The following is a 13,920-nucleotide window of genomic DNA, read 5'->3' as shown; positions in this document are numbered from 1 at the left end:
CGTGGCCTCCGCCGAGACAAAGCCGCAGCGGGAACGCGCGGGCGCCGCCGGCCTTCTCGCCGCGCCGCTCGCGCTCCTGATGCGCCTCGTCGACGGGCCGATGCGGGCGCTCCAGCGCCTGATCGGCGAGCGGCGGATGGCCTATGTCTTCATCCTGCCGAACCTCGCCTTCTTCTCGCTCTTCGTCTTCCTGCCGCTGATCATCAATGTGATCTTCTCGGTGACGGGCGGGGCAGGGCTCTTCCCAAGCGAGCGGCCTTTCGTCGGGGCGCAGCAATACGGCTATCTCTTCGATTGCGGCTCCTTCCTCGACCCGTCCTCCTGTCGCGAGGACCATTTCTGGCGCGGCGTTGCCAACACCGCCCGCTTCACCGTCTTTCAGGTCACGGCGATGGTGCTGTTCTCGCTGCTGACCGCGATCGTCCTGAACATGAAAATCCGGGCACGCGGCTTCTTCCGCGCCGTCTATTTCTTCCCGGTGCTGCTCTCGCCGGTGGTGGTGGCGCTGACCTGGAAATGGATCCTCCAGCGCGATGGCCTGCTCAATGCCGCGATCATTTCCATCGGCGGCGAGCGCATCCTGTTCCTGGTCGATCCCAGCTGGGCGATGTTCTGGATCGTCTTCGTCTCGGTCTGGGCCCATATGGGCTTCTACACGCTGATCCTGCTCGCCGGCCTTCAGGCGATCCCCGCCGATCTCTACGAGGCGGCCGAGATGGATGCGACGCCGCGCTGGCGCGTGTTCTGGCGCATCACCTTGCCGCTGCTCTGGCCGAACATGATCGTCGTGATCGTGCTGGCGCTGATCAAGGGCGTGCAGACCTTCGACGAGGTTTTCGTGCTGACCGGCGGCGGCCCGGGCACGGCGACGCTGATGATCGTGCACTACATCTATGAGACGGCCTTCGCCAATCAGGTCCAGAATTTCGGTCTGGCGGCAGCGGCCTCCGTCGTGCTCGGCGTGGTGCTGTTCGCGCTGACGCTGGCCCAGCTCGCGGCGAGCCGCCGCAAGGGGGCCGCATGAGCCTCGTCAGCCGCATGATGACTGCTAGGCGCAAGCCCGGCCGCTGGCATTGGACCGATATCGCGGCCTATGCCTATCTCGCGCTCGGCGTCGTCCTGATGTTCGGCCCGGTGCTTTGGCTCGGCCTGTCCTCGTTCAAGACGCAGGCCGGGTTGCTCGAATTCCCGCCCTCGCTGCTGCCGATGTCGCAGAAGGAGGTGGCGGTGCCCGGCCAGGCGCAGAAGCTGCCGCTCTTCGAAGTCGAGATGCCTGATGGCTCGAAGCGTGTGCTGGCGCAGGTCCGGCGCATCGGCATCCAGGCGCAGATGGTCGATCCCGAGAAGCCCGGCGAGACGGTCCGTGTTCCCATCGACAAGCGCACGCCTGTCCGCGAGTTCAAGCTCGCGACGGAGAATTATACCGAGCCGTTGGAACGCTTCGCCTTCACGCGCTTCCTCTGGAACTCGGTCTTCGTCACGCTGGTCGCGACGATCATCACGCTGATCATCAACTCGATGGCGGCCTATGCGCTCTCGATCTACGAATTCAAAGGCAAGACGGCCGTGATGCTGATGGTCATCGGCACGCTGATGATCCCGATCACCATCATCCTCGTGCCGGTCTATCTCGTCATCACCAAGCTCGGCCTCGTCAATTCGCTCTGGGCCGTAATCCTGCCCGGCGCCGCGACGCCGACCGGCGTCTTCCTGCTGCGGCAGTACATGCTGACCCTGCCGCGCGACCTGATCGAGGCCGCCCGCATGGACAAGGCCTCGGAGTGGCAGATCTACTGGCGCATCGTCATGCCGCTCGCCATGCCGGCTTTGGCTGTGCTCGCGATCTTCTCGATCATGTGGCGCTGGAACGAATTCCTCTGGCCGCTCGCGGTGCTGACCAAGACGGAATCCTACACGCTCCAGATCGGCCTCAACGCCTTCCAGGGCGAGCTGCAGACGCAGTGGCACTACCTGCTCGCGATGACGGTCGTGACGCTGCTGCCGGTCGCGCTGGTCTTCGTCTTCCTGCAGCGTTTCATCACCACCGGCATCGCCAATACGGGAATGAAATAATGGCCGGCCTGAAGCTTTCCGGGGTCCGCAAGGCCTATGGCGCGACGACGGTGCTGCACGGCATCGATCTCGACGTCGCCGATGGCGAGTTCGTCGTCTTCGTCGGCCCCTCCGGCTGCGGCAAGTCGACCTTGCTGCGCTCGATCGCGGGGCTGGAGGAGATCACCGGCGGCACGATCGCGATCGACGGTACCGATGCGACCCGTCTGCCCGCTTCCGAGCGGGGGCTCGCGATGGTGTTCCAGTCCTACGCGCTCTATCCGCATATGACCGTCCGGGCGAACATGGCCTTCGCGCTGGAGAACATGGGGTTCAAGCGCGACGAGATCGACCGGCGCGTGCAGCGCGCCGCCACGATGCTGCGCCTCACCGATTATCTCGAGCGCAAGCCCAAGGCCCTTTCGGGCGGCCAGCGCCAGCGCGTTGCCATCGGCCGCGCCATCGTGCGCGATCCCAAGATCTTCCTGTTCGACGAGCCGCTCTCGAACCTCGACGCGGAACTCCGCGTCGCGACCCGCAAGGAGCTCGCGGCGCTGCATGCCGAGCTCGGTGGCACGATGATCTACGTCACCCACGATCAGGTCGAGGCGATGACGCTGGCCGACCGCATCGTCGTGCTTCAGGGCGGGCGGATCGAACAGGTCGGCACGCCGCTCGAACTCTACAACCGCCCCGACAATCTCTTCGTCGCCGGCTTCATCGGCTCGCCGCGCATGAACCTCTTGCCGGGCCGCGTGGTCGCTACCGGCAAGGTCGCATTGGGCGAGGGCGGTCACGAGGTCGCCTGCGCCACCGGCAGCCTCGCCGCCGGCAGCAAGGTCACGCTCGGCATCCGCCCCGAACATCTCGCGCTGGCGCTGGAAGGTCAGGGGTTGCCACTCGCGATCGATCTCGTCGAGCGGCTCGGCGGCGAGAGCTACCTTTACGGGACCGCCGCCGATTTGCCCCAGATCACGCTCCGGCTCGACGGCCAGAGCGAGCATGAGCGCGGCCACAGCGTCGCGCTCGCCTTCCCGCAGCAGAGCCTGCACCTGTTCGACGAAACGGGCCGGGCGATCCGGCCTTAACGATTGCCGAGAGAGATTCCATGAAAGCCCTCAGCCAAGGCCGCTATCTCGGCCGCGATGGCGAAGCCGCCCTGTTCGATCTCGGGCTCGGCCATACGCTTATCGTGCGCATCCTCGAAGGCGATATCGGCCGCGTCACGCTGAAGCCGCAAGACGGCTACCGGCTCGATCGCGGCTGGTCGATCGCACCTGGCGGGCTGGAGCCGCCTTATGAAGGGCGCCCGCGCGACAGCCTCGACGGCTTCGCCTGCCCAAGGACGGATATCCGGGCGGACGCCGACAAGGTCGCCGTCGCAGCGGGGGGGCTGACCGCCGAAGTCACGCTCTCGCCCTTCGGTATCGCCTGGCGCCGCGCCGGCGAGGACAAGCCCTTCCTGCAGGACCGCACGACACAGGCCTATCTGGTCTCACCGCGCACCGGCGCGCTCGCCCATTTCATGGCGCGGGACTACGCGGAACGCCATTACGGGCTCGGCGACAAGGCCGGCCCGCTCGATCGCACTGGCCGCCGCTTCGCCATCGATGCCGTCGACCCCTGCGGCTTCGACGCCGAATTGTCGGATCCGCTCTACAAGATGCTGCCCTTCTTCATCGTCGATGGGCCGGCGGGGGCTCACGGCATCTATTACGACAACCTCTCGACCGGCAGCGTCGATTTCGGCTGCACGCTCGACAACTATCACGGCCTGTTTCGCTCCTGGAAAGGCGATGACGGCGACCTCGATTACTATGTGATGGCTGGCCCAACCGTACCGGACGTGGTCAAGCGCTTCTCCTGGCTGACCGGCGGGCAGGCTTTCGCGCCGCTCTGGTCCTTCGGCTTCGGCGTCACCTCGATGGCGATCGCCGATGCGCCCGATGCCGATGCCCGCATCAGCGACTTCATCGGCAAGCTCACGACGCATCGCATCCCCTGCGATAGCTTCCATTTCGGCTCGGGCTATACCCAGATCGGCCACCGCCGCTACGCCTTCAACTGGAACCGGGACAAGTTCCCCGATCCGAAGGCGACGATGCAGCGCCTGAACGATGTCGGCATCTTCACGGTTGCGAACCTCAAGCCCTGCCTGCTCGACGACCATCCGCGCCTGCAAGAGGCGCTCGACGGCGACTTCCTCGTTCGCGACGGCGACAGCGGCAAGCCGGCCGTCGCGCAGTTCTGGGACGGGCTCGGCTTCCATCTCGACTACACCAACCCGAAGGGCCGGGCCTGGTGGCGCGACGGCATCGAGACCGCGCTGCTCGACTATGGCTTCACCACCGTCTGGAACGACAACAACGAATACGAGATCTGGGACGAGGACGCGCACTGCGACGGCGACGGTCGCCCGTTCCGGCAGGCTTTGGCGCGCCCGGCCCAGCCGCTGTTGATGACCAAGCTCTCATACGAGGCGCAGGCCGATCGCCAGCCCGGCAAGCGCCAATATGCGATCACGCGCGGCGGCTGCGCCGGCATCTCGCGCTACGCCCAGACCTGGTCGGGCGACAACGAGACCGCCTGGAAGACGCTGCGCTACAACCTGACGCAAGGCCTCAACATGAGCCTGTCGGGCATGTTCTCGATCGGCCACGATGTCGGCGGCTTCCACGGCCCGACGCCCGGCCCCGAGCTCTTCGCGCGCTTCAACGAGTTCTGCTCGCTCTGGCCGCGCATGGTCATGAATTCCTGGAACGATGACGGGGTCGTCAACCTGCCTTGGATGTACCCGGAGATGGTGCCGCAGGTGCGCGAGGCGATCTCGCTGCGCTACCGGCTGATGCCCTATCTCTACACGCTGATGTGGCGCGCCAGCCGCGACGGCACCCCGGCGATCCGCCCGTTGCTCTGGGATTTCCCGCAGGATGCTACCGCCGTGAAGACCGACGACGCCTTCATGCTCGGGCCGGACGTGCTGGTTGCGCCGGTGCTGGAAGAGGGCGCGCGTGAGCGCAGCGTCTACCTGCCGGTCCATGCAGGCGGCTGGTATGATTGGCATACGGGTCAGCATTTCGACGGTGGCGCGGTCGTGACGGTTGCAGCCCCGCTCGGCCGCCTGCCCGTCTTCGTCCGGGCCGGCGCGCTGATCCCGCTCGGCAATCCCGAGGGCATCGACGATCTCCGCGAGATCCTGGTCTGCGGCCTCGTCGAGGGGGCGACCGGAGAGCTCTACGAGGATGACGGCGACACCGCCGACTGGCGCGGCGCTGGGGCGACCGTCATCCGCTTCAGCGTGAAGGACGGCGAGATCGCGGTCGATCAGGAAGGGGATTGCGATCCGTTCTTCGACCGTATCGCGATCCGCAACATCGCCATGGGAGCGGGGGCGAACTAGCCCCCGCGCATCGCTCGTCTCAGCGCGACATCATCTGCAGCGGCCACATCACGATCTGCGGGAAGATCACCAGCAGGGCGAGCACGATGAGCTGGGCGACCATGAAGGGCGTCACGCCCTTGATCACGCCGGTCATCGGCACCTTGGCGACGCCGCAGACCACGTTCAGCACGGTGCCGACCGGCGGCGTCACCAGGCCGATGGCGTTGTTCATGATGAACAGCACGCCGAAATAGACCGGATCGATGCCGGCCTGCTTGACCACCGGCATCAGCACCGGGGTCAGGATCAGCACCGTCGGCGTGAAGTCTAGCGCCGTGCCGACGATGAAGACCATGACCATCAGGATGGCCATCAGCAGGGTCTTGTTCTCCATGAAGGGCGCGACCATGTCGGCGACCTGCTGGGGAATGTTGGCCGTGGTGATCAGCCAGGCGGAAACGCCGGCCGCCGCGACCAGGAACATGATGACGGCGGTGGTCTCGGCCGCCCGGTACATCAGGCCGAACAGGTCGGGGATCTTGATTTCGCGATAGATGAAGACGCCGACGAAGAGCGAATAGGCGGCGGCGATGACCGCAGCCTCGGTCGGGGTGAACCAGCCGACCTTGAGGCCGCCGATGATGACCAGGGGCAGCACCAGCGCCCAGCCGGCATTGCGGGTTTCGACCAGCCGCTCGCGCATGCTGCGCTTGGGCTCGACGCGCGGGTTGTCGCGCTTGATGCTCCAGCGCCAGGCCAGCATGATCGCGATGCCCATCATCACGCCCGGCACGATGCCGGCGATGAACAGCTTGGTGATCGAGACGCCGCCGGTGACGCCGAAGATGATCATGCCGATCGAGGGCGGGATCACCGGCGCGATGATGCCGCCGCAGGCGATCAGGCCGCAGGAGCGGTTGATGTCGTAGCCGGCATTGCGCATCAGCGGCACGAGCACGGAGGCGAGCGCTGCCGTGTCGGCGACGGCCGAGCCTGAGAGCGAGGCCATGATGACCGCGGCGATGACCGCGACATAGCCGAGGCCGCCGCGGATATGGCCGATCCAGGCCATCGCCATGGTGATGATCCGGCGCGTCATGCCGCCGGCATTCATCAGCTCGCCGGCCAGCATGAAGAAGGGCACGGCCAGCAGCGGGAAGGAGTTGGCGCCGTCCCACATGTTCTGGATGATGATCTGCGGGTCCGAGATGCCCATGTAGAGCATCATGGCGAGGCCGCAGCCGATCAGCGCGAAGGCGACCGGCATGCCCAGCGCCATCAGGCCGAGCAGCGACGTGATGAAAACGAAAACGATCACGGCTTGGCTCCCTGCGCCTTCATGTCGCGCTCGGCTTCGAGGCCCTCGGCCATTCCCTCCTCGTGCACGTCGATCAGCTCGTCGTCGGCAACCTGCCCCAGCGCGAGGCGGATCAGGTTCGACAGGCAGATCAGCGCGATCGCGGCGCCGGTGACATAGCTCACGCCATAGACCCAGATCATGCTGAGCTGCGCGACCGGCGAGGAATTGCCGGCGATGATGTCGTGCTGGAGATAGGTGCCGTAGAAGATGAACAGCGCGCAGATCAGCATGATGACCTGGCTGATCGCCCAGCAGACTTTGCGGCCGAGGATGGGCAACGCCTGGACCACCATGTCGACGCCGAGATGGCTGCGCCGATGCAGGCCGATGATGCCGCCGAGGAAGGTCATCCAGACGAAGGCGAAACGCGGGATTTCCTCGGACAGGTCGATGCCGGTGTTGAAGAAGATCCGCAGCATCACGTTGCCGAAGACCATGACCAGCATCACGGCCATGCAGATCACGAGAATGACCTCGATCAGGCGGTAGAAACCGTCCGTCGCGGTCTTGAGCAGGCTGGTCATCGGTCACCTCGCCGGCGGCACTTTGGAAGGGGATCGCCGGCTCGGCGCCGGTATCTGGAAAAGGACAGCCGGCCGCTCGGGCCGGCTGTCGTCGCGTGCCTTACTTGGCGGCGCGGGCCTTTTCGATCTCGGCGACGAAGCCGTTCACGAACTCCTCGCCGATCTGGCCCTTGAACTTGTCGACCACCGGCTGGACCTTGGCCTGCACCTTGCGCAGGTCGTCGGCCGAGACCGTGTCGACGGACACGCCGGCTTCCTTGAACTTGGTGATCACGTCGCGGTCGCCCTCGTCGAGCAGCTTGCGCTGCAGCAGGCCGGCCTCGGTCGCGGCCTTCTGGACGCCGGCCTTGTCGGCGGCCGAGAGCGTGTCCCAGAACTTCTTGGAGGCGACCAGCGCCACCGGCGTGTAGACGTGGTTGGTAATGGAGATGTGCTTCTGCACCTCCTGCATCTTGTTCGCCCACATGTGCTGGAGCGGGTTCTCCTGGCCGTCGAGCGCCTTGACCTCGAGTGCGGTGAACACCTCCGAGAAGGCCATCGGCACGGCATTGGCGCCGATCGACTTCCAGGTGTCGAGCGCGACCGGGTTCGCCATCACGCGCAGCTTCAGGCCGTTGACGTCCTCGGCCGTCTTCACGGCGCGGCGGCTGTTCGAGAGATTGCGGAAGCCCATGCCGGTCCAGGTCAGGCCGACGAGGCCGCTCGGCTCGATCTTGTCGAAGATCTTCTTGACCGAGGCGCCGTCGAGGACCGCGTAGACCTCCTTCTCGTTCTGGAACAGGAAGGGCAGGTCCCAGACCTGGACTTCCTTCACGCGGGTCGAGAGCGGCGCGAGCGTGCCGATGTAGAATTCCTGCGTGCCGGCCTGCGTCGCCTGGAGCTGCTTCTCGTCGCTGCCGAGCATGGCCGAGTGGAACGCCTGAATCTTGACGTTGCCATTGGTGTAGGTGCTGGCGAGTTCCGCGAACTTGGCGACGGCGGTCGCCTGCGGATGGGTGTCGGGCATCGCATGGCCGATCTTGGCCTTGACCTCGGCCATAGCGGCCGTCGAGCCCAGCAGGGCCGCAGCCAGCGCGGCGATGAAAGCGAAGCGTGTCGGGTGGGTGTTGGTCACGATACTCGTCTCCGGAACAGTTGCTGCGGATGTGTCATCGAACGAAGGCAGGCTCAACCGCCCGGCGGCGTTTTCCACCGCCGAGGGCAGGGGGCTCATTTCCGGTGCTTCTTGATCTCGGCGTAGAAGTCGTTGACGAAGGTGGCGCCGATCGTCTCGGTATTCTTCTCGATCACCGGCTGGATCGCCTTGCGGATGGCGTCGAGTTCGGCCGCCGGCATCTCGGTGGTCGCCATGCCCTTGGCCTTGAGCTCGCCGAGCACCTCGCCCGCCTCGCGCAGCTCCGCCTCGCGCTGGAAGGTGCGGGTCGTCTCGGCCGCCTTCTGCACGGCCGCCTGCTGCTCGGGCGAAAGCGAAGCCCAGAACTTCTTCGAGGCGACGAGCGCGACCGGCGTGTAGACGTGGTTGGTGACGGTCAGGTACTTCTGCACCTCGAACATCTTGTTCGCGTACATGTCGACGAACGGGTGCTCGTAGCCGTCGAGCGCCTTTGTCTCCAGGGCGGTGTAGACCTCGGTAAACGCCATCGGTACGGCGTTCATGCCCATGGCATTGAAGCTCGCCAGCGCCATCGGGCTCTGCATGACGCGGACCTTGAGGCCCTTCATGTCGGCGAGCGTGGCGATCGGCCGCTTGCTGTTCGAAAGGTTGCGGAAGGCGCCGCCCGACCAGGCCAGGCCCTGCAGGTTCATGTCGGCCAGCCCGTCCAGCAGGCGCTTGCCGGCGGGGCCGTCGAGCACGGCGGCGGCCTCGGCATCGGTCGCGAACAGGAACGGGAAATCGAAGATCTGCAGCTCTTTCTTGCGCGCCGCGATCGGCGAGAGCGCGCCCATGTAGAAATCGATCGTGCCGGCCTGCGTCGCGATCAGCATCTTCTCCTCGGAGCCGAGCGCGGCATTGCCGAAGACATCGATCTTGACGCTGCCATTCGTCGCCTTGGCGACCTCTTCCGCGAAGCGGCGCATCGCGGTGGCGCGTGGATGCGAGTCGGCGAAGGAGTGGCCGAGCTTGGCGGTCTTCACGTTCTGCGCGCTGGCCGGCGCGAGACCTGTGGCGGCAAGCGCCGCTCCGGCAGCGAGCAGCGTCCGGCGGGTTCCGTTGAACATGGCGGGCCTTCCCTGTGCTTGGCGCGCTTTGTCGCTCTGGGGGCGGGCGCCGTTGCGGCACCCATAACGCGGCAGAAGTCAGGTTGTCAAACAACTGACAACGTGACAATGATGACCCAGCAGGAACCCGCCATGCAGCTCTCATCCATCGGATCACGCCCCAATCTCGCGAGCGACGCCGCCACCGCGCTGGCGACCTCGATCCGTTCGGGCGCCTTGCAGCCGGGCGCGCGTTTGCCTTCCGAGACGGAGCTGGCCCGCCAGCTCGGTGTCAGCCGGCCGGTGGTGCGCGAGGCGATCGCCTATCTGAAGGCCGACGGCATCGTCGAAAGTCGACGCGGGCTGGGGCTCTTCGTCAATCAGCAGGATTACCTGCGGCTGCGCCGCGCCGAGATCGCGGCCTCCGAGCAGTCGATCCTGCAATTCCTGGAATTCCGCCTCGGGCTGGAAGTCGAGGCGGCGCAACTGGCCTCGCTACGCCATACGCCGGAGGATCTCGCCCGGATGGACGCGGCCGAGGCTGCTCTGAACGCCGCCGACGATGCGGGGGAGGACAGTGCCGCGCATGACCTCGCGCTGCATCTCGCCATCGCCACGGCGGCGCATAATCCGCTCTTCCTGACCGTGCTCCAGTTCGTCTCCAGCCCGCTGCTCAACTCGATCCGCAGCATGCGCGACAAGGATCGCGGCGAGGATTCCAACATCGCGATCCGCCGCGCCGACCATGCCGCCATCCTCGGCCGCATCCGCGCCCGCGACCCGGCCGGCGCCGGCGAGGCGATGCGCAAGCATATCGGCGAATCCTATCGCCGCTACGCTGCTCAGCTTGCCGCGAGCGGCACGGTGCCGGCCCATCCGGCCATCCAGTCCACGCCCAAACAGGACGCTTGAGCTTGACCTCTCCCTTCGATCTCTCGGGGCGCACCGCGCTCGTGACCGGTTCCTCGCGCGGGCTCGGCCGTGCCATGGCTGAAGGGCTTGCGGCCGCGGGCGCGAGCATCATCCTCAACGGCGCCGATGCCGGCCGCCTCTCCGAGGCGGTCGCCGCGATGAACGCGGCCGGCCACACCGCGCGCGGACTCAATTTCGACGTGACGGACGAGCAGGCCGTCGTCGCCGCTTTCGCCGCGCTCGATGCCGAGGGTGTCGCGGTCGACATCCTCGTCAACAATGCCGGCATCCAGTTCCGCAAGCCGATGCTGGAGCTGGAAACGGCCGACTGGCGCCGCGTGCTCGACACCAACCTGACCAGCGCCTTCGTGGTCGGTCGCGAGGCGGCCCGCCGCATGGCCAAGCGCGGTCATGGCAAGGTCATCAACATCGGCTCGCTGACCAGCGAACTCGCCCGTGCGACCGTCGCGCCCTACACGGTGGCGAAAGGCGGCATCAAGATGCTGACCAAGGCCATGGCGGCCGAATGGGGCGAGCTCGGCATCCAGGCCAACGCCATCGGCCCCGGCTACATGCTCACCGACATGAATCAGGCACTGATCGACAACCCTGCCTTCGATGCCTGGGTGAAGGGTCGCACGCCGGCCCGCCGCTGGGGCCGCCCGGACGAACTCGCCGGCACCTGCGTCTACCTCGCCTCCTCGGCGTCCGACTATGTCAGCGGCCAGATCATCTATGTCGACGGCGGCATGATCTCGGTGCTGTGAGCCCCCCGATAACCGACAAGCGGCGAGGGGCTTCGCGCCTGCTCGCGACAGATTGAACAGGACGAAACGCCATGAAGATCACCGCCATCGAAACCCTGCGCGCCGAGGAGTTCGGCAATGTGCTCTGGGTCCGCGTTCACACCGATTCCGGCCATATCGGGCTCGGCGAGACCTTCTACGGCGCGGCTTCGGTCGAGGCGCATATCCATGACACGCTGGCCGGCCGTCTGCTTGGCAAGAACCCGCTGCATATCGAGGCGCTGCATCGCGAGATGACCAATCTGCCGATGGCGCAGTCCTCGACCGGCGCGGAATCCCGCGCGACCTCGGCGATCGACATCGCGCTCTGGGACCATTTCGGCAAGGTCTGCGGCCTGCCGGTGCATCAGATGCTCGGCGGCCTCTGCCGCGACAAGCAGCGCATCTACAACACCTGCGCCGGCACCCGTTACGTTCGTTCGAGCAACATCAAGCCGGTCTCGAACTGGAGCCTGGGCGACGAGGGCAGCCCCTATGAGGATCTCGACGGCTTCATGAACCGCGCCGATGCGCTGGCCGAGAACCTGCTGGAGCAGGGCATCACCGCCATGAAGATCTGGCCGTTCGATCCGCCTGCGATCGAGAACCAGGGCCTCTACATCACCGCCGAGCAGATGAAGAAGGCCGTCGAGCCCTTTGAAAAGATTCGCAAGGCCGTCGGCGACAAGATGGAGATCATGGTCGAGTTCCACTCGCTCTGGAACCTGCCGACCGCCAAGCAGATCGCCCGCGTGCTCGAGCCCTACAAGCCGACCTGGTACGAAGACCCGATCCGCATGAACTCGCCGCAGGCGCTCGCCGAATACGCCCGCTCGACCGATGTCTGGGTCTGCGCCAGTGAGACGCTGGGCTCGCGCTGGCCCTACAAGGACATGCTGGAGCGCGACGCCGCCCATGTCGTGATGGTCGATCTCTGTTGGACCGGCGGCCTGACCGAGGGCCGCAAGATCGCGGCGCTGGCCGAGACCTGGCACCGCCCCTTCGCGCCGCATGACTGCATCGGCCCGGTCGGCTTCGTCGCGGCGGTCCACACCTCCTTCAGCCAGCCGAACACGCTGATCCAGGAATCGGTGCGCGCCTTCTATCGCGGCTGGTATCTGGAGCTGGTCACCGAGATGCCGCGCATCGAGAACGGCTATGTCTACCCGATGGAAGCGCCGGGCCTCGGCGTCGACCTGCTGCCGGCCGTCTACGAGCGCTCCGACCTGACCGTGCGCCGTTCGACGCTCTGAAATCGCAGCGTTCTGAAACACAAAAGCCGCCGCCGGGATGCCGGCGGCGGCTTTCTGTTTGGCGTTGTCCGGCTTATTCGGCCGGGGCCATCAGCGGCTCGTCGAGGAAGTCCGGCAGCTCGCCGGCCAGCGCGGCCTTCAGGCGGTTCTCGTCGAGCTCGCCTTCCCAGCGCGCCACCACGACCGTGGCGACGGCATTGCCGATGAAGTTGGTGACCGCGCGGCATTCCGACATGAAGCGGTCGATGCCGAGGATCAGCGCCATGCCCGCGACCGGCACGGCCGGGACGACGGAGAGCGTGGCGGCGAGCGTGATGAAGCCGGCCCCGGTGATGCCGGCCGCGCCCTTCGAGGACAGCATCGCCACGAGCAGCAGCAGGATCTGATCACCGAGCGGCAGGTGGATATCCATCGCCTGCGCGATGAACAGCGCCGCCAGCGTCATGTAGATATTGGTGCCGTCGAGATTGAAGGAATAGCCGGTCGGGATGACGAGCCCGACGACCGAGCGCTTGCAGCCGGCGGCTTCCATCTTCTCCATCAGGCTCGGCAGCGCCGCTTCCGAGGAGGAGGTGCCGATGACGAGCAGGATCTCGTCCTTGATGTAGCGGATCAGCGCCAGGATCGAGAAGCCGTTATAGCGGGCGACGGCGCCGAGCACGACCAGCACGAAGACCGCCGCCGTGATGTAGAAGGTCAGGATCAGGAAGGCGAGGTTGGCGACCGAGCCGATGCCGTAGCGGCCGATGGTGAAGGCCATCGCGCCGAAGGCGCCGATGGGGGCGGCCTTCATCAGGATCGCGACCAGCTTGAAGATCGGGGTCGAGAGCGCCTGCAGGAAATCGAGCACCGGCTTGCCGCGCTCGCCGACCATGGCCAGCGACAGGCCGAACAGCACCGAGAAGAACAGCACCTGCAGGATGTCGCCCGAGGCGAAGGCGCCGACGATCGTTTCCGGGATGATGTTCTGCAGGAAGCCGACGATGCTCGTGTCATGCGCCTTGGCGGCGTAGCCCTGCACGGCCTTGGCGTCGAGGCTGGCGGGATTGATGTGCAGGCCGGCGCCGGGCTGGATCAGGTTGCCGATGACGAGGCCGACGATCAGCGCCAGCGTCGAGAAGCAGAGGAAATAGATCATCGCCTTGCCGGCGACGCGCCCGACCTTCTTCATGTCGGTCATCCCGGCGATGCCGGTCGAGACCGTCAGGAAGATCACCGGCGCGATGATCATCTTCACCAGCTTGATGAAAGAATCGCCGAGCGGCTTCAGGGCGGCGCCCTGTTCCGGCCAGAAATGGCCGAGCAGGATGCCCGCCGCGATGGCGAACAGCACCTGCACATAGAGATGCTGGTAAAACTTCTTCGGGCGCGCCGGCTGAGCGGGCGCGATGATCGGGGTCGCCATGTTCTGCTCCTTGGGTCGGCGGTCGTCTTGGTTTTGTTCGAAACCGCT

General features: G+C 66.1%; 12 protein-coding genes. 7 read left to right on the top strand and 5 right to left on the bottom strand.

Annotated elements, in window-relative coordinates; all coding sequences use genetic code 11:
• The first annotated feature begins 1 nt into the window (after nucleotide 1).
• From WFK61_RS18870 to WFK61_RS18855, 4 genes are read left to right on the top strand one after another with little or no spacing between them, the layout of a single operon-like run.
• Nucleotides 2-1,024, top strand: coding sequence for a carbohydrate ABC transporter permease (locus tag WFK61_RS18870; RefSeq protein WP_442896328.1), 1,023 nt, complete (start codon nucleotides 2-4; stop codon nucleotides 1,022-1,024).
• A complete protein-coding gene (locus WFK61_RS18865; protein ID WP_336813625.1) occupies nucleotides 1,021-2,073 on the top strand; it encodes a carbohydrate ABC transporter permease in 1,053 nt (350 codons plus the stop codon). Before WFK61_RS18870 ends, WFK61_RS18865 begins: the two co-directional genes overlap by 4 nt.
• On the top strand, nucleotides 2,073-3,140 hold the full coding sequence (locus WFK61_RS18860) for an ABC transporter ATP-binding protein (protein ID WP_336813624.1): 1,068 nt from the start codon (nucleotides 2,073-2,075) through the stop codon (nucleotides 3,138-3,140). The genes WFK61_RS18865 and WFK61_RS18860 overlap by 1 nt, the downstream gene beginning before the upstream one ends.
• A 20-nt stretch (nucleotides 3,141-3,160) precedes the next feature.
• Nucleotides 3,161-5,452: a glycoside hydrolase family 31 protein gene (locus tag WFK61_RS18855; RefSeq protein ID WP_336813623.1), complete on the top strand. Its 2,292-nt coding sequence runs from the start codon at nucleotides 3,161-3,163 to the stop codon at nucleotides 5,450-5,452.
• A 19-nt stretch (nucleotides 5,453-5,471) separates the two neighbouring features.
• Here the strand turns inward: WFK61_RS18855 and WFK61_RS18850 are convergent, their stop codons facing one another.
• The 4 genes from WFK61_RS18850 to WFK61_RS18835 all read right to left on the bottom strand — a co-directional run bounded on the left by WFK61_RS18850 (nucleotide 5,472) and on the right by WFK61_RS18835 (nucleotide 9,538).
• The gene (locus WFK61_RS18850; protein ID WP_336813622.1) at nucleotides 5,472-6,752 is read right to left on the bottom strand and encodes a TRAP transporter large permease; all 1,281 of its coding nucleotides are present in this window, start codon (nucleotides 6,750-6,752) and stop codon (nucleotides 5,472-5,474) included.
• Nucleotides 6,749-7,318 carry a TRAP transporter small permease gene (locus WFK61_RS18845; protein ID WP_336813621.1) on the bottom strand — a complete coding sequence of 190 codons (570 nt, stop codon included), beginning with the start codon at nucleotides 7,316-7,318 and terminating at the stop codon, nucleotides 6,749-6,751. Before WFK61_RS18845 ends, WFK61_RS18850 begins: the two co-directional genes overlap by 4 nt.
• Nucleotides 7,319-7,418: 100 nt before the next feature.
• Nucleotides 7,419-8,432 (bottom strand): TRAP transporter substrate-binding protein, encoded by a 1,014-nt coding sequence (locus tag WFK61_RS18840; protein WP_336813620.1) that lies wholly within the window; start codon nucleotides 8,430-8,432, stop codon nucleotides 7,419-7,421.
• A gap of 95 nt (nucleotides 8,433-8,527) precedes the next feature.
• Nucleotides 8,528-9,538: a DctP family TRAP transporter solute-binding subunit gene (locus WFK61_RS18835; RefSeq protein ID WP_336813619.1), complete on the bottom strand. Its 1,011-nt coding sequence runs from the start codon at nucleotides 9,536-9,538 to the stop codon at nucleotides 8,528-8,530.
• Nucleotides 9,539-9,670: 132 nt separating this feature from the next.
• Between WFK61_RS18835 and WFK61_RS18830 the strand changes: the two genes are divergently transcribed.
• The 3 genes from WFK61_RS18830 (at nucleotide 9,671) to WFK61_RS18820 (ending at nucleotide 12,467) form a co-directional block, all read left to right on the top strand.
• Complete coding sequence (locus tag WFK61_RS18830; protein ID WP_336813618.1) at nucleotides 9,671-10,429, top strand: FadR/GntR family transcriptional regulator; 759 nt, start codon at nucleotides 9,671-9,673, stop codon at nucleotides 10,427-10,429.
• Between the two features lie 2 nt (nucleotides 10,430-10,431).
• Nucleotides 10,432-11,196, top strand: a complete 765-nt coding sequence (locus tag WFK61_RS18825) for an SDR family oxidoreductase (protein WP_336813617.1) — start codon at nucleotides 10,432-10,434, stop codon at nucleotides 11,194-11,196.
• A gap of 71 nt (nucleotides 11,197-11,267) precedes the next feature.
• Nucleotides 11,268-12,467: a mandelate racemase/muconate lactonizing enzyme family protein gene (locus tag WFK61_RS18820; protein ID WP_336813616.1), complete on the top strand. Its 1,200-nt coding sequence runs from the start codon at nucleotides 11,268-11,270 to the stop codon at nucleotides 12,465-12,467.
• Between the two features lie 73 nt (nucleotides 12,468-12,540).
• Here the strand turns inward: WFK61_RS18820 and WFK61_RS18815 are convergent, their stop codons facing one another.
• Complete coding sequence (locus tag WFK61_RS18815; RefSeq protein ID WP_336813615.1) at nucleotides 12,541-13,872, bottom strand: dicarboxylate/amino acid:cation symporter; 1,332 nt, start codon at nucleotides 13,870-13,872, stop codon at nucleotides 12,541-12,543.
• Nucleotides 13,873-13,920: the final 48 nt, after the last annotated feature.

Origin of the sequence: Allobosea sp. MMO-172 (genome assembly GCF_037147855.1) — a bacterium.
In the GTDB taxonomy this organism is placed as follows: Bacteria; Pseudomonadota; Alphaproteobacteria; order Rhizobiales; family Beijerinckiaceae; genus Allobosea.
Note: the sequence above shows the minus strand (reverse complement) of the source record. Positions and strands in the feature narration are given on the sequence as shown.

Bases quoted from the DNA above. Each gene is read 5' to 3' on its own strand.
- WFK61_RS18865 (WP_336813625.1), top strand. From the start codon at position 1,021: ATGAGCCTCGTCAGCCGCATGATGACTGCTAGGCGCAAGCCCGGCCGC.
- WFK61_RS18860 (WP_336813624.1), top strand. From the start codon at position 2,073: ATGGCCGGCCTGAAGCTTTCCGGGGTCCGCAAGGCCTATGGCGCGACG.
- WFK61_RS18855 (WP_336813623.1), top strand. From the start codon at position 3,161: ATGAAAGCCCTCAGCCAAGGCCGCTATCTCGGCCGCGATGGCGAAGCC.
- WFK61_RS18845 (WP_336813621.1), bottom strand. From the start codon at position 7,318: ATGACCAGCCTGCTCAAGACCGCGACGGACGGTTTCTACCGCCTGATC.
- WFK61_RS18835 (WP_336813619.1), bottom strand. From the start codon at position 9,538: ATGTTCAACGGAACCCGCCGGACGCTGCTCGCTGCCGGAGCGGCGCTT.
- WFK61_RS18830 (WP_336813618.1), top strand. From the start codon at position 9,671: ATGCAGCTCTCATCCATCGGATCACGCCCCAATCTCGCGAGCGACGCC.
- WFK61_RS18820 (WP_336813616.1), top strand. From the start codon at position 11,268: ATGAAGATCACCGCCATCGAAACCCTGCGCGCCGAGGAGTTCGGCAAT.
- WFK61_RS18815 (WP_336813615.1), bottom strand. From the start codon at position 13,872: ATGGCGACCCCGATCATCGCGCCCGCTCAGCCGGCGCGCCCGAAGAAG.